Below are 17,359 nucleotides of genomic sequence, written 5' to 3'. Positions count from 1 at the left end.
AAGGGCGCTAGGAATGTCCGGAACCAAAATCCTCTGGGGTCAGCTGATCGTTGTCGGCCTGATCGTCTTGCTGGCCATCTGGGGAGCAACCGAGTGGACGGCCTGGCGACTTGCCTACCAGCCCGAGCTTGGGCGGCCCTGGTTCGAGCTGTTCGGCTTCAAGATCTACTATCCGCCGATCTTCTTCTGGTGGTGGTTCGTCTACGATGCCTATGCGCCGCAGGTCTTTGTCGAGGGCGCCTTCATCGCAGCATCAGGGACCGCCGTTTCGATCGCGGTGGCGATCGCCATGTCGGTGTGGCGCGCGCGTGAAGGGAAAAATGTCGAGACCTATGGTTCAGCGCGTTGGGCTGGTGCGGAAGAGGTCCGAGCGGCCGGACTTCTTGGTCCGGATGGCGTGGTGCTGGGCAAGCTCGATCGCGACTACCTCCGCCATCACGGGCCGGAGCACGTGTTGTGTTTTGCACCAACCCGGTCCGGCAAAGGCGTCGGTCTTGTCGTCCCGTCCCTGCTGGCTTGGCCAGGCTCGGCCATCGTGCATGACATCAAGGGCGAAAACTGGCAGCTGACCGCGGGTTTCCGCTCGCGGCACGGCCGCGTCCTGTTGTTCGATCCAACCAACCCAAAGTCTTCAGCCTACAACCCGCTGCTGGAGGTCCGGCGCGGGGAGTGGGAGGTCCGCGACGTCCAGAATGTCGCCGACGTCCTGGTCGACCCCGAAGGCTCGCTCGACAAGCGGAACCATTGGGAGAAGACCAGTCATGCGCTTCTGGTCGGCGCCATACTCCATGTTCTCTATGCCGAGGAGGACAAGACCTTGGCCGGCGTCGCGGCTTTCCTCTCCGATCCGAAGCGGCCGATCGACGCGACGTTGAGGGCGATGATGACCACATCGCACCTCGGCGAGCAGGGCGCTCATCCCGTGGTCGCCTCGACCGCGCGTGAGCTCCTCAACAAATCCGAGAATGAGCGCTCGGGCGTCCTGTCCACCGCAATGTCGTTCCTGGGTCTTTACCGCGATCCGGTCGTAGCCCAGGTGACCTGCCGCTGCGACTGGCGGATCGCCGATCTGATTGCGGATAAAGGCCCGACGACGCTTTACCTGGTGGTGCCGCCTTCCGACATCTCTAGGACCAAACCATTGATCCGTCTGGTGCTGAACCAGATCGGCCGGCGTCTCACCGAGGACTTGCACGCTCGTGACCGCCGGCATCGAGTCTTGATGATGCTCGACGAGTTCCCGGCACTGGGCCGGCTTGATTTCTTCGAGTCCGCGCTCGCCTTTATGGCGGGGTATGGCATCAAGAGTTTCTTGATCGCGCAATCGCTCAACCAGATCGAGAAGGCCTACGGGCCCAACAACGCCATCCTCGACAACTGTCACGTCCGCGTTAGCTTCGCGACCAACGACGAGCGCACCGCCAAGCGGGTGTCGGACGCCCTTGGTACGGCGACCGAGATGCGGGCGATGAAGAACTATGCCGGCCACAGGTTGAACCCATGGCTCGGGCACCTGATGGTCTCGCGCCAGGAAACGGCAAGGCCTCTGCTGACCCCAGGCGAAGTCATGCAGCTTCCGCCGACAGACGAGATCGTCATGGTGGCGGGCACGGCGCCGATCCGGGCGAAGAAGGTCCGCTACTACGAGGATCGGCGGTTTACCGAGCGCGTTCTGCCCCCGCCCGATCCCGAGGCGTCCGGCCGATCACGGCGAACGGACGGATGGTCAACACTTGGAGCGCTCAAGCCAGCGTTCCTTCCAACCAACAGAGGACAAGCAGACGAAGATACCGCGAATAGCGGGCTCCGTCGCGAGCCCGAACTACCCGACCACGTCGCGATCGCCAAGGAAACGACCGAACCAACGCCGGCGGAGGAATTTGCCGCCGTTCTTGACGACGACGAGGCCGCGGTCCGCCGGTCCCGGTTTATACGCGAACAGATGCGCGGTGTCGCCAGTCAAGTCGCCATGGATCCGAATGACGGTATGGAGCTCTGAGGCAATATGCGCGATCGGATGAACGTCTATTTTCCGCCAGAGCTGCTGAAACAGATCTCGGAGCTCGCCGATCGCAAGAAGCTTTCCCGGTCTGCCATCGTGGAAGCTGCGGTCGCCTCCTTTCTTTCACCCGACGGAGCGGACAGGCGGGAGGCAGCGTACGCCCGGCGCCTCGATCGGCTGTCGCGTCAGATGCAGAGGTTGGAGCGCGACGTGGGTTTGACGGCCGAAAGCCTGGCGCTCTTCATACGGTTCTGGCTGACGATCACGCCGCCACTACCGAATGACGCGCAGGCGGCCGCGCAAGTAAAAGGCCGGGAGCGGTTTGAAGGATTTGTCGAGGCACTCGGGCGCCGCCTGCAAAAGGGGCAAAGCTTTCTCCGCGAGATTCCGGAAGATATCCGCCGTCAGGAACCGGTCGACGAATCCTGACCGAGCGTCATGGATGCGCAAACGCGCCGACCCTTCTTTTTCTACGCCAGCCTACGACCGCAGCGATTTAGCCGAACCGCGCAAAGCTGGTCACGCTATCGGCTTGCACGAGCCGACAGAAAGGGGGCCAGCATGCAGATTTCAGGGGCATGGCGACTCACCGCGCGCGTATTTCTCCCGTTTGCGGTCGGATATTATCTTTCGTATCTGTTTCGAACGATCAACGCTTTGATCGCCAGTCATCTCAGCTCTGATGCCGGGGTTGGGGCTGCCGACCTCGGGTTGCTTACCTCGGTCTATTTCCTCGTTTTTGCGGCGGCGCAGATCCCAGTCGGCATATTGTTGGACCGCTTTGGTCCGCGTCGCGTCCAGAGTGTTTTGCTCTTGCTCGCAGCAGTGGGCGCCGGACTGTTCGCAGTATCGACCGGCTTCCTGTCCCTTTTGATCGCCCGTGCAATGGTCGGGCTTGGTGTCGCTGCAGCGCTGACTGCTGGACTGAAGTCCATCATCATCTGGTTCCCCAGGGAGCGAGTTGCCCTGCTGAACGGCTATATGGTCATGCTGGGATCGCTAGGAGCGGTGACCGCTACGGTCCCCGTCGAACACCTGCTCGCCTGGATGGGATGGCGGCAGCTCTTTGAAACTCTGGCGGCCGCTACCGGAGCGACGGCCATTCTCATCTATGTCGTCGTGCCTGAGCGGGTCATTGTCCCACCAACACCGCGCGCCACCCTTGGCTCCGTTTTTGCCGATCGTCGCTTCTGGCGAGTGGCCCCATTTTCGGCGACTTGCGTTGGATCAGCCTGGTCTCTGCAAGGACTGTGGGCATCACCGTGGCTGACCGACGTGGAGGGGCTTGATCGCACAAGTCTCGTGAGACAGCTGTTCATAATGTCGATCGTCTTGAGCTGCGGCGCCTTGTTGTTCGGGATGACCGTCCACTACGTCAAGCAAAGAGGAATCAGGGCGGAGACGGTGTTAGCGACGGTTGCGGTGCTGTTTGTCGCAGCGCAGCTAGCTTTGATCCTGCGAGTGCCTCTGCCGTCCATCCTGCCCTGGTCCGTTGTCGCAATTGCCGGCACGGCGACTGTGGTCAGCTTCGCGGTGATAGCGGATTACTTTCCGCCGCAACTTGCCGGTCGTGCCAACGGCGCCTTGAACGTCTTGCACTTTGGTTGGGCTTTTCTGGCACAATACGCGACAGGTCTTATCCTGGAGCAATGGTCGGCGAACGATGGCCATCGGCCGCTCCAGGCCTATCAAGTCGCTTTCGGTCTCAACCTAGCGCTGCAGATCGCGGCGTTGGCCTGGTTCGCGCTGCCCGGGCGCCGATCCATCACTCCGTGGATGAGTTCAATCCTCGTCTTCAAGCCGGCTGATGATTCCCGAGCCGTCGAGTCGGTTGGGTTGTATGAGGATTCGATCATCCTCCTGCCTGCGGATGACGATGCGGAGTGGTGAGCTGCCGGCCGATTAAGTAGGCCTCAAACATGGGTTCTCAGTCTTTCTTTTTCTACGCTAGCCTACGATCACGCAAAGCGCTTGTTGCGCCAAGTCCACTGGTGCTTTTTCTAATCATCCCCATCTGAGGACGCGCTTTGGGCGTCCTCATTCGTGGGGGCGAGCGGTGGCAATCCATTCCATTCAATCGGAAGCGAATTCGCGCGGTGCGCGAATGCTGCGCAGCGCACTTGGCTCTGCGATTGCCGGCTACCTCGAAGACGAAGCGATCATTGAGGTGATGCTCAACCCGGATGGACGGTTGTGGATCGACCGGTTGTCGAATGGCCTGATCGACACAGGCGAAACTCTCTCCGCAGCCGATGGCGAGCGCATTGTTCGCTTGGTTGCGCATCACGTGGGCGCGGAGGTGCATGCCGGTGCGCCGAGGGTATCGGCCGAACTGCCCGGGACCGGTGAGCGCTTCGAAGGACTCTTGCCCCCGGTCGTTGCAGCGCCAGCCTTTGCCATCCGCAAGCCCGCAGTCGCCGTGTTTACGCTCGACGACTACGTCGCCAGGGGGATCATGACCTCGAAGCAGGCCGAGATCCTGCAGAGCGCGGTCGCCGCACGGAAAAATATTTTGGTCGCCGGTGGGACATCGACCGGCAAGACAACATTGACGAATGCGCTCCTGGCCGAGGTGGCGAAGAGCTCCGATCGGGTCGTGCTGATCGAAGATACGCGCGAGCTTCAGTGCAAAGCGCCCAATCTCGTGGCGTTAAGGACCAAGGACGGCGTAGCGACGCTGTCGGACCTCGTCCGCTCCTCGTTGCGACTGCGGCCCGACCGCATTCCAGTTGGCGAAGTTCGCGGCGCCGAAGCGCTGGATCTGCTTAAGGCTTGGGGTACAGGCCATCCCGGCGGCATCGGCACCATTCATGCGGGTACCGCGCTCGGGGCGCTGCGGCGGCTCGAGCAACTCATCCAAGAAGCCGTCATCACGGTCCCGCGTGCTCTGATCGTCGAAACCATCAACCTCGTCGCCGTGCTTGCAGGCCGCGGCGCCGATCGTCGCCTCGCTGAACTCGCCCTCATCTCGGGGCTCAGCGCCAGCGGCGACTACAATCTTTCATCAGCAGGAGACTGACATGCGTGTGCAATTTCGTTTTCTTCGAGGTGCATCGCTGGCTGCCTTCGGCACGGTGCTTTTGGCAGCGGTGCCGGCATGGGCCGCTGGTTCGAACATGCCATGGGAGCAGCCACTCAATCAGATCCTGCAATCGGTTGAGGGGCCGGTCGCCAAGATCATCGCCGTCATCATCATCGTGGTGACCGGGCTTACGCTCGCATTCGGGGACTCATCAGGTGGCTTCCGCCGGCTGATCCAGATCGTGTTCGGTCTATCGATCGCGTTTGCCGCCTCAAGCTTCTTCCTGTCGTTCTTCTCCTTCGGCGGCGGCGTGGTGATCTGATGGATGAGCCGATCACAGGCTTTGCCGGGCCCGTTCATCGCGCGCTCACCGAACCAATCCTATTGGGTGGCGCGCCGCGGTCGTTTGCGATCGTCAACGGCACGCTTGCGGCAGCCCTAGGTCTGGGGCTGCGGCTCTGGATCGCGGGTCTGGTCCTCTGGTTTATCGGCCACATGGCCGCAGTCTGGGCCGCCAAGCGCGACCCGGCCTTCGTCGATGTGGTGCGCCGACATCTGCGCATCCCCGGTCATCTCAACACCTGAGCTCTCGGTCATGATGAACCTTGCCGAATATCGCCATTCCAATGCCCGGCTCGCCGACTTTCTGCCTTGGGCAGCCCTGGTGGACGAGGGAATCATCCTGAACAAGGACGGCTCGTTCCAGCGGACGGCGAAGTTCCGGGGGCCTGATCTCGACAGCGCAGTGCCGGCTGAGCTTGTCGCGGTCGCCGGTCGCTTGAATAACGCCTTGCGCCGCCTGGGATCCGGCTGGGCCGTATTCGTCGAAGCGCAGCGCCATTTTGCCGGTAACTATCCGCCGAACACCTTTCCGGATGTCGCATCTGCATTGGTCGACGCCGAGCGCAGAGCTCAGTTCGAAGAGGCGGGTGCCCACCATGAGTCCAGTTATTTCCTGACCTTCCTCTATCTGCCGCCGGAGGAAGGAGCGGCTAAGGCGGAGCGCTTGCTCTATGAAGGTCGCGACCGCACCGTTGGCGCCGACGCGCGCGAGGTGCTGCGGGGGTTTGCCGATCAAACGAACCGCGTATTGCAGCTCGTCGAAGGGTTCATGCCCGAATGTGCCTGGCTCGATGATCAGGACACGCTGACCTACCTGCACTCGACGATATCGATCAAGCGTCATCGGGTTCGGGTGCCCGAAATTCCGATGTACATCGATGCGCTGTTGGCCGACCAGCCGCTGACCGGCGGCCTTGAGCCGATGTTGGGCTCAGCCCACCTGCGGGTTCTGACGATTGTCGGTTTTCCGGGGGCGACGACCCCCGGGATCCTGGACGAGCTAAATCGCCTGCCATTTTCGTATCGCTGGTCAACCCGCGCGGTCATGCTCGACAAGACCGATGCCACCAAGCTGCTGACCAAGATTCGGCGGCAGTGGTTTGCCAAGCGGAAGTCGATTGGGGCCATTCTCAAGGAGGTCATGACCAACGAGGCGTCGACGCTGCTCGATACCGACGCCCACAACAAGGCGATCGATGCCGACGCAGCGTTGCAGGAACTGGGGTCCGATCATATTGGGCAAGCCTTTGTCACAGCGACCATCACTGTCTGGGACCGCGATGCCAATGCGGCCGACGAAAAGCTCCGCTTCGTCGAGAAGGTCATTCAGGGTCGCGATTTCACCTGCATGATTGAGACGGTGAACGCCGTCGAAGCCTGGCTCGGCAGTTTGCCGGGGCATGTCTATGCGAATGTGCGGCAACCACCGGTGTCCACCCTCAATCTCGCCCATATGATTCCGATGTCGGCGGTGTGGGCGGGCGAAGCGAGGGATCTGCATTTCAAAGGTCCGCCGCTTCTGTTGGGCAAGACTGAGGGATCAACCCCGTTCCGATTTTCGCTCCATGTCGGCGACGTCGGGCATACCCTTGTGGTAGGACCGACAGGCGCTGGCAAGTCGGTGCTGCTCGCTCTGATGGCGTTGCAGTTCAGGCGTTATCCGAACTCTCAGGTCTTTGCGTTCGACTTCGGTGGTTCGATCCGGGCGGCCGCGCTCGCGATGGGTGGTGATTGGCACGATCTCGGCGGCGCACTGTCCGACGAGAGCGAAAAGCCAGTCGCCCTCCAGCCGTTGGCGTGGATTGACGATCCCGCCGAGCGCGGATGGGCGACCGAATGGATTGGCGCGATCCTCGCCCGGGAAAAGGTCGAGATCACCCCGGAGGTCAAGGCTCATCTGTGGTCGGCGCTAACATCTCTCGCTTCGGCGCCGAGGGTGGAGCGTACCCTGACGGGCCTGTCAGTCCTGCTCCAATCGAACTCTCTGAAACGCGCCTTGCAACCATATTGCCTCGGCGGTCCTTCCGGGCGCCTGCTCGATGCCGAATTTGAGCGCCTTGGCGAGGCCTCCGTTCAGGCGTTTGAGACCGAAGGGTTGATTGGAACGAGCGCGGCACCTGCCGTGCTGGCCTATCTCTTTCATCGGATTGGAGACCATCTGGACGGCCGGCCGACTCTTCTTATTATCGATGAGGGGTGGCTTGCCCTCGACGACGATGATTTTTCCGGACAGCTCCGGGAGTGGCTGAAGACCCTTCGGAAGAAAAACGCTTCCGTCATCTTCGCGACCCAGTCGCTCTCGGACATCGATGGCTCTGCAATCGCGCCTGCGATCATCGAAAGCTGTCCAACGCGGCTGTTGCTGCCGAACGAGAGGGCGATCGAACCCCAGATCGCAGCCATCTACAGACGCTTCGGTCTCAACGACCGGCAGATTGAGCTACTGAGCCGGGCAACGCCCAAGCGCGACTACTACTGCCAGTCCCGTCGCGGCAACCGGATGTTCGAACTTGGCCTTGGTGAGATTGCGCTCGCATTCACTGCGGCCTCTGCCAAGACCGACCAGGCTGCCATTACGCAGCTCCTGGCCGAACATGGACCTGATGGCTTCGTACCGGCCTGGCTCCAGCACCGCGGTTTGGCCTGGACCCTCGACCTGCTCCCCAATCTCGTCAATCTGGAGAAATCACTATGAGGCGTCTTGGCCTGTTAACGGCCGCTGGCACGGTCGCGCTGATCCTGGGCATCACAGTGCCCGGGCGAGCCCAGTGGATCGTCTTTGATCCCAACAACTACGCTCAGAATGTCTTGACGGCTGCGCGGGAACTCCAGCAGATCAACAATCAGATCACCTCGTTGCAGAACGAGGCGCAGATGCTGATCAACCAGGCGAAGAACCTGGCGAACCTGCCGTATTCGTCGCTGCAGCAACTGCAATCCTCGATCCAGCGTACTCAGCAATTGCTGGCCCAGGCGCAGCGTATTGCCTATGACGTCCAGCAGATCGATCATGCCTTCTCGACGAGCTACGCGCCAGCCGCCAGCAGCCAGTCGGATCAGTTGCTGATCTCCAATGCTCAATCGCGCTGGCAGAATTCATATGCCGCAACGCAGGATGCCCTTCGTGTCCAGGCTGGCATCGTTGGCAACCTCAATACCAATCGAATCCAGACGTCTGCACTCGTGACGTCGAGTCAGAGCGCTAGCGGCGCCCTGCAGGCAACACAGGCCGGCAATCAGATTCTCGCACTGAATGCGCAGCAGCTGGCGGACCTCACGGCTGTCGTGACGGCACAGGGCAGGGCGCAGAGCCTTGAAGCCGCGCAGCGCGCGGCGGCCCAGGACCAGGGCCGCGAACAGCTCCGACGGTTTCTTACGCCAGGGCAGGGCTATCAATCATCCAACGTGCAGATGTTCCACTGATGACTGACATCCAGACATTTAAGGCGCTGTCGCTACTTACGACAATCGGCGTGTTGGTCGTGACTGCCTGCACGATCCAGCTTCGTAGTGGCGAAGATGCGTCTGCGCTCCCAAAGACAGAGCAGACCACGGATGTTGACGTTTCCGATCTCGCCCGCTGCCGCACCGTCACGTCAGACGATGTCGGAGGCTATCAGCATTGCCAAAAGGTTTGGGCTGAGAACCGGCGCCGTTTCTTCGGCCGGAAAGACAGCGCAGCTCCGCTTCGGGGATCCGACCCGGCCGCTGGCCTGACACCCGCGCCAAAAGACCAGAGTCGGATGCCGCAGGGATATCCGTCGGTGGCGCTACCTGAAGCGAGCAAGCCATGACCAGTACAGGCATCATCGACCAGTTTCTTGAGACATTCACGCGCTACATCGATAATGGCTTCGGGCTGCTGGGGGGCGATGTCGGATATCTCGCAACTACGCTTGCCGCGATCGACATCACGCTTGCCGCGTTGTTCTGGAGCTGGGGGCCGGACGAGGACATCATCGCACGCCTCGTCAAGAAGACGCTCTTTGTCGGCGTCTTTGCCTACCTGATCAGCAATTGGAACAGCCTGGCGCGCATCGTCTTCGAAAGCTTTGCGGGTCTTGGGTTGAAAGCATCGGGCGCAAGCCTGTCCGCATCGGATTTCCTGCGGCCGGGAAAGATCGCTCAGGTTGGCCTTGATGCCGGCCGACCATTGCTCGGCTCCATCTCCAACCTGATGGGCTACATCAGCTTTTTCGAGAATTTCGTCCAGATCGTCGTTCTCCTGTTCGCGTGGGTCGTGGTCCTGCTCGCCTTCTTCATTCTGGCGATCCAGCTCTTCGTCACCATGATCGAGTTCAAGCTCACGACACTGGCTGGCTTCGTGCTCATTCCCTTTGGCTTGTTTGGCAAGACCACCTTCGCGGCGGAGCGCGTTCTTGGCAACGTCATATCTTCCGGCATCAAGATCCTAGTCCTGGCCGTCATCGTCGGCATCGGCTCCACCCTGTTCTCGCAGTTCACCGCAGGTTTCGGCGGTGCACAGCCGACCATCGAAGACGCGATGACGCTGGTGCTCGCGGCCCTCTCCTTGCTGGGCCTCGGCATCTTCGGTCCGGGTATCGCAAGCGGCCTAGTGTCGGGCGGACCTCAACTCGGCGCCGGCGCGGCGATTGGAACAGGCCTTGCTGCTGGCGGCATTGTTGCGGCTGGTGCGGGAGTTGCTGCTGGCGGTGCCGGTCTCGCTGGCGGTGCGGTTGCAGGCGCCACGCGCGGTGGCGGCGCTGTCACAACCGGAGCAACAGCCGCCTATCGAAGCGGCGGCCTTGCCAGCGTCGCGGAGGCTGGCGCTTCGGCTGCGACGAGTCCATTGCGTCGAGCAGCAGCTGCCTTCGGAGGTAGCCAAGCGGGCGACCAGAGCGCGAGCGCTCCGGCCGAAGGGCAGCCTGATTGGGCTCGCCGTATGAAGCGTGCTCAGACCATTCGGCATGGTGCCTCGGCCGCTGGCCACGCCGTCCGCTCCGGCGATCATGGTGGCAGCGGCTCCTCCGTCGATTTGTCCGAAGGAGAACGCTGAGACGCACCACTGCACCTCCGCCGCACAGCAGCGCCTCAAACCTTCTATCGCAAGACTTGAAACCGATCACTCGATATCAGGGGCACCCACGATGTTCAAACGACCATCAGTTCACTACGGGCGCATGCCCGAGCCGATTACGCCTTACCAAAAGGCAGCGCAGGTTTGGGACGAACGCATTGGATCTGCCCGCGTGCAGGCTAAGAACTGGCGCCTAATGGCGTTCGGCTGCCTGATGGTTTCAGCCGGTCTCGCTGGCAGCCTTGTCTGGCAATCGAGCCAGGGATCGATCACGCCTTGGGTAGTAGAAGTCGATCATCTCGGCCAAGCACAAAGGGTTGCGCCGGCCAACATCGACTATCAACCTACTGACGCTCAGATCGCCTACCATCTGGCGCGCTTCATCGAGGACGTCAGAGGCTTGCCGGCCGACGGTATCGTTCTGCGCCGGAATTGGCTCCGGGCGTATGATTTTACGACGGATCGTGGCGCGGCTGCGCTCAACGATTATGCACGCAACAATGACCCCTTTGCCAAGCTGGGCAAGGCTCAAATCTCCGTAGACGTCTCGAGCGTCATTCGCGCGTCTTCGGAGAGCTTTCGGGTCGCATGGATTGAACGCAGTTACGACAACGGCACGCTGAGTTCGACCGAACGCTGGACGGCAATTCTCACGATCGCAATCGAGTCGCCGCGCGATGCCGAACGCCTGCGCAAGAATCCCCTTGGCGTCTACGTCCGCGCCATCAACTGGTCAAAGGAGTTGAGTCAGTGACCAAGACGCCGTCTGACGTTCATTCGCATCCAGGTGCGCAAAGCGGGCTCAATTCGACTCGGCCCAAGTTCGTGTTCGCGAAGCGAGCAAGTTTGCACGCTGTCCTGCTTTGTTCGTCTATGCTTGGTGGATGCGCGACCTACATTCCGCCGGAGATCAGCTATGACGCTGAAGTTCCTCCGTTGCTGGCATCACCGGTGGCTCTCGACGACAAACCGAGACCGCTTCACGTTCCACCCCTCTGGAAGCCAGCTTTCGGCGGTAAGTCAGGAGGGATGGAAAACGTAGAGCCGGTGAGCCGGGTGGAGATGGCAAACAGTGCGGCCCGTGTTGAACCGCGCAAGCGGGGGTATTTCAATGCAGCGCAAATCTACGCCTACAGTCCCGGGGCGCTTTATCAAATTTACGCCGCACCGGGGCAGATCACAGATATCGCGCTAGAGGAGGGAGAACAGTTGACGGGATCGGGGCCGATAGCGGCCGGAGATACCGTGCGCTGGGTCGTCGGCGATACCGAGAGCGGTAGCGGCGACACACGGCGCGTCCATATCCTGGTCAAGCCGACCCGAGCTTCGATCGAAACCAACCTGGTGGTCAATACTGACCGGCGCACCTACCTGATCGAGCTCCGCTCGCGCGAGCGGCCATACATGCCATATGTTGCCTGGTACTATCCGGAAGCCGTGCGCGAGCAGTCGCGTTCAGTTGCTCTGAAACCCTTTCTTCCGGAGCCGGCGCGGCGCATCTCCCGCTATGTCATCGAAGGGGACAGTCCACCCTGGCGGCCGATCGCCGCATATGACGATGGCCGCAAGGTCTATGTTGAATTCCCGCAAGGCATCGTGCAGGGCGAGATGCCACCGCTTTTTGTCATCGGCCCGGAGGGCAAGACCGAGCTCGTCAATTATCGCGCCTACGGTAACGTATTGATCGTCGATCGGCTGTTTGCAGCCGCCGAACTCCGGCTCGGCGGTGAGCACCAGCAGAAGGTCAGGATCGTCAGGACCGACGGGAGGCCGTCGTCATGAACACCGGCAACGGAAACGATCACGAGAAAACAGTTCCACCGGAGACACAAGTGGAGCGGTCAGAAAGCTTCCGCTTGAGAGCAGAGCATCCGCGCGTGACGCGGTTGTCGCGGAAGCTCTTGGCCGGCGGGAGCGCGGTCGCCCTGCTTGTCATCGGTGGGGCTGTGCTGTGGTCGCTGCAGCATAATCGCTCCCGTAATCAGGCGGCGGGGGAGATTTATAGCACAGACCACCACAATGTTGCCGACGGTATTACGACCCTGCCGAAGGATTATGCTGGCGTTCCGCGCCAGCCAATCCCGCAGCTTGGTCCGCCGCTCCCCGGGGACCTCGGTCGACCGATCCTTGCCGCTCAAGGCCAGTCGCCGGCGATTGGCGCTTATCCGGACCAGCAGCGCCGGGATCAAGAGACCGAGGCAGCCCGCATCAGTCATCTATTCGCTTCGACAAACGGACGTGAAGTACGTCCGCCCACCGCGCCGCTTGTTGGAAGCGATCGCGTCGTGCCATCGAATCCAACGGTGACCGGGGATGACGCATCTGCACAAAGCGGTCAGGACCGAAAGCTTGCCTTCGTGAACGCCTCCGCGGACCGTCGTACGGTCAGCCCTGACCGCGTCACCAGGCCCGCCACACCATATATCGTGCAGGCCGGGACGGTGATTCCGGGAGCGCTGATCACAGGGATTAGATCAGATCTTCCAGGCCAAATCACCGCGCAGGTGACGGAAAACGTATACGATACGCCCACCGGTCGGTTCTTGTTGGTACCGCAGGGCGCGCGCCTGATCGGGGTATACGATAGCCAGGTCACTTTCGGCCAGTCCCGCGTCCTGCTCGTCTGGACACGGCTGATCATGCCGAATGGACGGTCGATCGTTCTCGAGCGGCAGCCTGGCGCTGACACTGCCGGATACGCAGGTCTCGAAGATCAGGTCGACAATCACTGGGGCGAGTTGTTCAAGGCTGCGGCACTATCGACGTTTCTGGCGATCGGGACCGAACTGGGCGCCGGCTCGGACACCAATAGCAACGACAGTGCAATCATCCAGGCATTGCGACACGGCGCGTCGGACTCACTAAACCAGACGGGGCAGCAGGTGGTTCGCCGCAGTCTCAGCGTCCAGCCCACTCTAACCGTGCGACCTGGCGTCCCGGTTCGTGTTCTTGTCAATCATGACCTCATACTTACACCCTATAGAGGGTAACAAAATGCCAAAACTAAAAATAGGAGAGCTTCCAGACGACAAGCCGGTCAAAGTAAGTGCGGAGCTGCCTGCGGCGGTGCATCGTGATCTCATTGCATATGCAGAAGCGCTTACGCGTCAGGGTGGTCAAGTGGTCGATCCGACTAAACTCATCGCCCCCATGTTGGCGCGCTTTATGGCCACTGATCGAGGATTTTCTAAGCTGAAACGTGAAGCCGCTGGCCAAGGACAGTGATGCTCCAGTTTCCTCGAAGCCGTCGGTCGACGCTAAATAGCTTGCATGCATCAAGCTAGGCGCTGCCGAGTTGGCCTTAAGAGCTGAGATATCGCGTCCGAAAGTGTGTTTTCGCGTTTACCTTAAACAAGTCCGATTGCCAGATTTTCTCGATTTTCAGACGCGAGAGCGCTGGGCGTCGTCGTGCAGTCATTCGGTCACCTTCAGGCGCGTTACACTGCTCCGGCCATCGACGCTGACAGGCACCTCACCCTCGATCGTGGCCCGACGTACGACGCGACGCTGGTTCCCGTAATCGTTAACCGCATAATGCTGCGTTGCGCGGTTATCCCATATCGCAATATCCCCCTCTAACCAGTCCCAGCGCACAGTGTTTTCGGGCGCGGTGATGTGAGACTGAAATAGGTCGAACAGCTTTTGTCCGTCGTATTTGGGGACATCAACAAACTGCTTCACCAAGGCGCCGAGCACTAGCGTCCGCTCGCCTGTTTCGGGGTGGACGCGTACGACGGGATGCTCCGTCTCAAAAACGGCTTTGGTGAACACCTCGTCAAAGTGCTTCTTGTCGACCTCGCGGAGACGCGCGATCCCAGCGTAATCGAAAACGTTGCTGTGAACGGCCCATAGGCCCTCGGCGAGCCGTTGTAGGGGCGACGGCAAACCAAGATAAGCGGCAGCTGTGTTAGACCACACGGTGTCGCCTCCGAACGGTGGCATTACCACGGCCCGCAGGACCAAGATCTTGGGATAGGCGTCGGCAAAGGTCCCATCCGCATGCCAAACGTCGGCGCGACCGCCACCGCGAGTGGAGTCCAGTTCGAGGAGCGACGCCCCCTTGGTAGCGCCGAGTATCGGATGTGGCACTAGCTTTCCCAGACGAGCGGAAAAGCGCTCCTGCTCGGCGTCATTGAGATGTCCTTGATTGCGGAAGAAGATCACCTTGTGCTCTAGCAATAAGCTGTTGATCGCAGCTATCGCGTGATCCGGTAGATCGCCTGATAGCTTGATATTTTTGACTTCGGCACCGATGCGCGCTGCACGTTTCACAATATCCGCGCTCGGAATGACGCCACCGATCAAAGTCATTGCGCTGATCTCGCTTTTCCAGGCCCTGGCAGGTCTCCCGCCCCCCTTGGAGCGAATGATCTTCAGCAAGCATCGTGCCAGAAAGACCAACATGTCCTCGACAATAGGCACTGAACGAATCGTGGTATTTGCCGCGAGTCATCGAACGGCATCGTGCCAAATCAACCTGTTCGAGAGTATTTGCTGGTCTACATGTCTCGGATGGTCATAGCGGGTATGTCCGCGATGTGAATCAGCTGACCGTTCCTCAAGGATGAAATGCGGGTGGAAAGCGTGACCATTTGCTGCTTTGTGGCTCTGTTTCTTGATGGATCATTTTAGGCAATGGCCATACCAGGCGGCGCTGGGCAAGCCATAACGCCGAATGGGCTTTTCGAGAGTTCGCTACTGCCAGCTGTACTCGACCTGACACGGGATTTGGGCTCTGTCGGAATACCGACAACTCTCCACATACTTTAGTAAGCTCAAGCTGACTGTTCCATTGGCGAATTCGCGAGTTAATTGACGACCCGAGGTAATGTCCCGTAATGCCGATGGAGCCCGTGAGAGTTGCAGATGTAAGATCGCTCTCTTTCGAGCGGCGCTCTTGGCGGCAGTTATGCACATTATCGTCTCGGTCCTGAAGTAGGATAAAAGCTGCAATTTCCTGGTCCTGCGTCAGTTTGCTCGCCGCTAGGCGGGTGGAGAAACGAATACGATCAGGCACGGGCGGTGGCTCATCTTGCGCTTGCCTTCTATCATGGTAAACGCGATGAAATCCGCGGGAGCATCGCTGACCGCCCACGGCGTCGCACGTCACGTCTCATGGAGATTCGTCAGTCGCGTCACGATCTGAAGCGGGCGATTGAGATTCTCGAAGAATTCAATCGCCCCATTGGCGTGGACTGCGATGTAAATTCCATGTCGGCACCATATGTTCGGCTTGTGGCTTGCTGGGAGACCAGGATGGCGTCTCGCAAGCCTCTGCGCCAGTAAAGATCGCCAGAGCGGTCCGATCGGGCAATGCGCGATTGCGGATTGCTAAGTTCACTTCGCCGGCGGCTTGCCCAGCGTCTTTGTCTACTGGACAATAGACCGAGCCGCCGCCATGGTGCGGAACGTCGTGGCACCGGCGGTAGGGCTGGTCCACAGCGGCTCCTGCGGTCGTTTGTTCCGTAATGTCCGGAAGCATCCCAATTTCCAGGAAACGGATGCTTTCTCGGGCACTTAAGCGCTGTTAGCGGAACGACCGTACAGCTATTCGTGAGGCTTATGGGCACGGGGCCCCTTGGCACGTCGCTGCCTCACTTGGGCGCAGTTCTCTTGATCTTTCTCAAGCGATGCCCCTTCTGCAGCAGTGGAGGAGGCGCGCCTGCCGCGCAGCGCTGGCAAAGGCGTCGTGGTCGACGATTCTACGACGGATCAGCTTCGGGCAAGGCCAGGAAACTGAAATCGCATCCAACTTCCAGGGGTCCGGCGAGTACCGTGGTTCAAGAGCCGCCCCTCCTCATTGCCTCGATGCTGGCTCGGGCGAGCCCCCAATCGTCAGACTTCAGAAGGGCAACTTCCACACGAAATAGAGAAGCGCAGCGATTGCCACCCAGAAAAGTATGCCGCGGAAGATGAAAGCGAGCGCCATTTTAATCGCCATCTTGCCCAAGCCGCTGCGCCATGGCGATTCCATCGATCGCGTCTGCCAGCCCTTCCAAGAAAGTCCGATACCACGCGTCATCGTCGGGAAGGTCCCATTCTTGTAGGCTGCCGACGTAACGCGTCAGAGCAATCACGCCTGCGATCGTGGTTGGGGTTGAACGGATGAGCACGTTCCCATGCTCCGCGAGAGCACGGTTCCTTTGACAGCTGATTTCGTCGGCGGCATCAAACTCGGGTCCCGAATCGAGCTTTGCCGATACGGACAGGGCCGCATCGTAATGTGCCAACAGCTCGCGATGTCGCTCGATCACTAGGAAGGTTAGATCCCGATCGGCTGCAGCAGTCGACTGGGGAGAAATTTCCTGCGATGACAATGTTGGCCCCAAGCAAGTAGCAGGGCTACGTTAGCATGGTGGCCATGATGATAATCAGCGTAGAAGGTCCTTCATCTGCGGTATTTCTGCTCGATCGTCTTGGCATTCAGGCGAGGTCAACCAGCTCCATTTGGGGTCGAGACGTTTCGCGCACGAGGCGCGCCTTACTCGCGGGAAAACGGCCCTGCTCGATCGTTTTGGCGTACATTACTGGCCTTTCAAGCGTCGTCATTTATGAATGCCACCAGGTGCCAGGCGGAGATCCTCGCACAGCCGGCTTAGGGTGTCCTCGCACCGTTGGTGGAACCTCGTCCGCGTCGTGTGAAGGCGACACCACCACATCGGGTATTCGGCGGCAGGCCCATTCAGCCATCCTTCACGGATCATCCGGTCTGAGCCGGAGTGACGACGCAGTTGAGGCGTCGACGCCGGCGGTGGGATCCCTCCGCAAAGTCTTACGCGGACGGTTGGATAAGATATCGTAGGTTTGGTCGGTGTGGGGGTAGGTGGTAGCGCTCCCCCGCTACCAAATCACCGATTGAGCGGCCCGAGACATAGGTGACAAATCGTACCGGACACATGGGTTACACTTTCCGCTTTTGTTCTGCGGGAGGTGTGGATGCCGTGGAAAGCGAGTT

Annotated in this window: 17 protein-coding genes; 14 read left to right on the top strand and 3 right to left on the bottom strand. The window is 60.3% G+C overall.

What is annotated here, in order from left to right:
- Nucleotides 1-13: 13 nt before the first annotated feature.
- From AC24YW_RS35455 to AC24YW_RS35390, 14 genes are all read left to right on the top strand, one after another.
- Complete coding sequence (locus AC24YW_RS35455; protein WP_487487045.1) at nucleotides 14-1,999, top strand: conjugal transfer protein TraG; 1,986 nt, start codon at nucleotides 14-16, stop codon at nucleotides 1,997-1,999.
- Nucleotides 2,000-2,005: 6 nt separating this feature from the next.
- A complete protein-coding gene (locus tag AC24YW_RS35450) occupies nucleotides 2,006-2,431 on the top strand; it encodes a ribbon-helix-helix domain-containing protein (RefSeq protein ID WP_225134410.1) in 426 nt (141 codons plus the stop codon).
- A 132-nt stretch (nucleotides 2,432-2,563) separates the two neighbouring features.
- Entirely contained in the window at nucleotides 2,564-3,892 is a 1,329-nt protein-coding gene (locus AC24YW_RS35445) for an MFS transporter (RefSeq protein WP_487487044.1), read from the top strand.
- 214 nt (nucleotides 3,893-4,106) lie between these two features.
- A complete protein-coding gene (gene trbB, locus AC24YW_RS35440; protein WP_487487043.1) occupies nucleotides 4,107-5,021 on the top strand; it encodes a P-type conjugative transfer ATPase TrbB in 915 nt (304 codons plus the stop codon).
- Between the two features lies 1 nt (nucleotide 5,022).
- Nucleotides 5,023-5,346: a TrbC/VirB2 family type IV secretion system protein gene (locus tag AC24YW_RS35435; protein ID WP_036006829.1), complete on the top strand. Its 324-nt coding sequence runs from the start codon at nucleotides 5,023-5,025 to the stop codon at nucleotides 5,344-5,346.
- Complete coding sequence (locus AC24YW_RS35430; protein WP_225134412.1) at nucleotides 5,346-5,609, top strand: VirB3 family type IV secretion system protein; 264 nt, start codon at nucleotides 5,346-5,348, stop codon at nucleotides 5,607-5,609. The genes AC24YW_RS35435 and AC24YW_RS35430 overlap by 1 nt, the downstream gene beginning before the upstream one ends.
- A gap of 10 nt (nucleotides 5,610-5,619) precedes the next feature.
- Nucleotides 5,620-8,061 (top strand): conjugal transfer protein TrbE, encoded by a 2,442-nt coding sequence (trbE, locus tag AC24YW_RS35425; protein ID WP_487487042.1) that lies wholly within the window; start codon nucleotides 5,620-5,622, stop codon nucleotides 8,059-8,061.
- Nucleotides 8,058-8,789 carry a P-type conjugative transfer protein TrbJ gene (gene trbJ / locus AC24YW_RS35420; protein ID WP_487487041.1) on the top strand — a complete coding sequence of 244 codons (732 nt, stop codon included), beginning with the start codon at nucleotides 8,058-8,060 and terminating at the stop codon, nucleotides 8,787-8,789. Before trbE ends, trbJ begins: the two co-directional genes overlap by 4 nt.
- The gene (gene trbK-alt / locus AC24YW_RS35415) at nucleotides 8,789-9,160 is read left to right on the top strand and encodes a putative entry exclusion protein TrbK-alt (protein WP_271596689.1); all 372 of its coding nucleotides are present in this window, start codon (nucleotides 8,789-8,791) and stop codon (nucleotides 9,158-9,160) included. Before trbJ ends, trbK-alt begins: the two co-directional genes overlap by 1 nt.
- The gene (trbL, locus tag AC24YW_RS35410; protein WP_487487040.1) at nucleotides 9,157-10,383 is read left to right on the top strand and encodes a P-type conjugative transfer protein TrbL; all 1,227 of its coding nucleotides are present in this window, start codon (nucleotides 9,157-9,159) and stop codon (nucleotides 10,381-10,383) included. The genes trbK-alt and trbL overlap by 4 nt, the downstream gene beginning before the upstream one ends.
- Before the next feature lie 91 nt (nucleotides 10,384-10,474).
- On the top strand, nucleotides 10,475-11,158 hold the full coding sequence (gene trbF, locus AC24YW_RS35405) for a conjugal transfer protein TrbF (protein ID WP_487487039.1): 684 nt from the start codon (nucleotides 10,475-10,477) through the stop codon (nucleotides 11,156-11,158).
- Nucleotides 11,155-12,186 carry a P-type conjugative transfer protein TrbG gene (trbG, locus tag AC24YW_RS35400; RefSeq protein ID WP_487487038.1) on the top strand — a complete coding sequence of 344 codons (1,032 nt, stop codon included), beginning with the start codon at nucleotides 11,155-11,157 and terminating at the stop codon, nucleotides 12,184-12,186. The genes trbF and trbG overlap by 4 nt, the downstream gene beginning before the upstream one ends.
- Entirely contained in the window at nucleotides 12,183-13,394 is a 1,212-nt protein-coding gene (locus AC24YW_RS35395; RefSeq protein WP_487487037.1) for a TraB/TrbI/VirB10 family type IV secretion system protein, read from the top strand. The genes trbG and AC24YW_RS35395 overlap by 4 nt, the downstream gene beginning before the upstream one ends.
- A 4-nt stretch (nucleotides 13,395-13,398) precedes the next feature.
- A complete protein-coding gene (locus tag AC24YW_RS35390; protein ID WP_225134418.1) occupies nucleotides 13,399-13,629 on the top strand; it encodes a DUF2274 domain-containing protein in 231 nt (76 codons plus the stop codon).
- A 189-nt stretch (nucleotides 13,630-13,818) separates the two neighbouring features.
- On the opposite strand, the gene AC24YW_RS35385 is transcribed toward AC24YW_RS35390, so the two are convergent.
- The 3 genes from AC24YW_RS35385 to AC24YW_RS35375 form a co-directional block, all read right to left on the bottom strand.
- The gene (locus AC24YW_RS35385) at nucleotides 13,819-14,724 is read right to left on the bottom strand and encodes a TauD/TfdA dioxygenase family protein (protein WP_487487094.1); all 906 of its coding nucleotides are present in this window, start codon (nucleotides 14,722-14,724) and stop codon (nucleotides 13,819-13,821) included.
- A gap of 853 nt (nucleotides 14,725-15,577) precedes the next feature.
- On the bottom strand, nucleotides 15,578-15,886 hold the full coding sequence (locus AC24YW_RS35380; protein WP_487487036.1) for an FMN-binding negative transcriptional regulator: 309 nt from the start codon (nucleotides 15,884-15,886) through the stop codon (nucleotides 15,578-15,580).
- Nucleotides 15,887-16,334: 448 nt separating this feature from the next.
- Nucleotides 16,335-16,721, bottom strand: a complete 387-nt coding sequence (locus AC24YW_RS35375) for a hypothetical protein (protein ID WP_487487035.1) — start codon at nucleotides 16,719-16,721, stop codon at nucleotides 16,335-16,337.
- Between the last annotated feature and the right edge of the window lie 638 nt (nucleotides 16,722-17,359).

The organism is Bradyrhizobium sp. USDA3516, assembly GCF_057651995.1.
Note: the sequence above shows the minus strand (reverse complement) of the source record. Positions and strands in the feature narration are given on the sequence as shown.

Excerpts from the sequence above, each read along its gene's own strand:
- AC24YW_RS35455 (WP_487487045.1), top strand. The coding sequence starts at position 14 with ATGTCCGGAACCAAAATCCTCTGGGGTCAGCTGATCGTTGTCGGCCTG.
- AC24YW_RS35450 (WP_225134410.1), top strand. The coding sequence starts at position 2,006 with ATGCGCGATCGGATGAACGTCTATTTTCCGCCAGAGCTGCTGAAACAG.
- AC24YW_RS35445 (WP_487487044.1), top strand. The coding sequence starts at position 2,564 with ATGCAGATTTCAGGGGCATGGCGACTCACCGCGCGCGTATTTCTCCCG.
- trbB (WP_487487043.1), top strand. The coding sequence starts at position 4,107 with ATGCTGCGCAGCGCACTTGGCTCTGCGATTGCCGGCTACCTCGAAGAC.
- AC24YW_RS35435 (WP_036006829.1), top strand. The coding sequence starts at position 5,023 with ATGCGTGTGCAATTTCGTTTTCTTCGAGGTGCATCGCTGGCTGCCTTC.
- AC24YW_RS35430 (WP_225134412.1), top strand. The coding sequence starts at position 5,346 with ATGGATGAGCCGATCACAGGCTTTGCCGGGCCCGTTCATCGCGCGCTC.
- trbE (WP_487487042.1), top strand. The coding sequence starts at position 5,620 with ATGATGAACCTTGCCGAATATCGCCATTCCAATGCCCGGCTCGCCGAC.
- trbJ (WP_487487041.1), top strand. The coding sequence starts at position 8,058 with ATGAGGCGTCTTGGCCTGTTAACGGCCGCTGGCACGGTCGCGCTGATC.
- trbK-alt (WP_271596689.1), top strand. The coding sequence starts at position 8,789 with ATGACTGACATCCAGACATTTAAGGCGCTGTCGCTACTTACGACAATC.
- trbL (WP_487487040.1), top strand. The coding sequence starts at position 9,157 with ATGACCAGTACAGGCATCATCGACCAGTTTCTTGAGACATTCACGCGC.
- trbF (WP_487487039.1), top strand. The coding sequence starts at position 10,475 with ATGTTCAAACGACCATCAGTTCACTACGGGCGCATGCCCGAGCCGATT.
- AC24YW_RS35395 (WP_487487037.1), top strand. The coding sequence starts at position 12,183 with ATGAACACCGGCAACGGAAACGATCACGAGAAAACAGTTCCACCGGAG.
- AC24YW_RS35390 (WP_225134418.1), top strand. The coding sequence starts at position 13,399 with ATGCCAAAACTAAAAATAGGAGAGCTTCCAGACGACAAGCCGGTCAAA.
- AC24YW_RS35380 (WP_487487036.1), bottom strand. The coding sequence starts at position 15,886 with ATGCTTCCGGACATTACGGAACAAACGACCGCAGGAGCCGCTGTGGAC.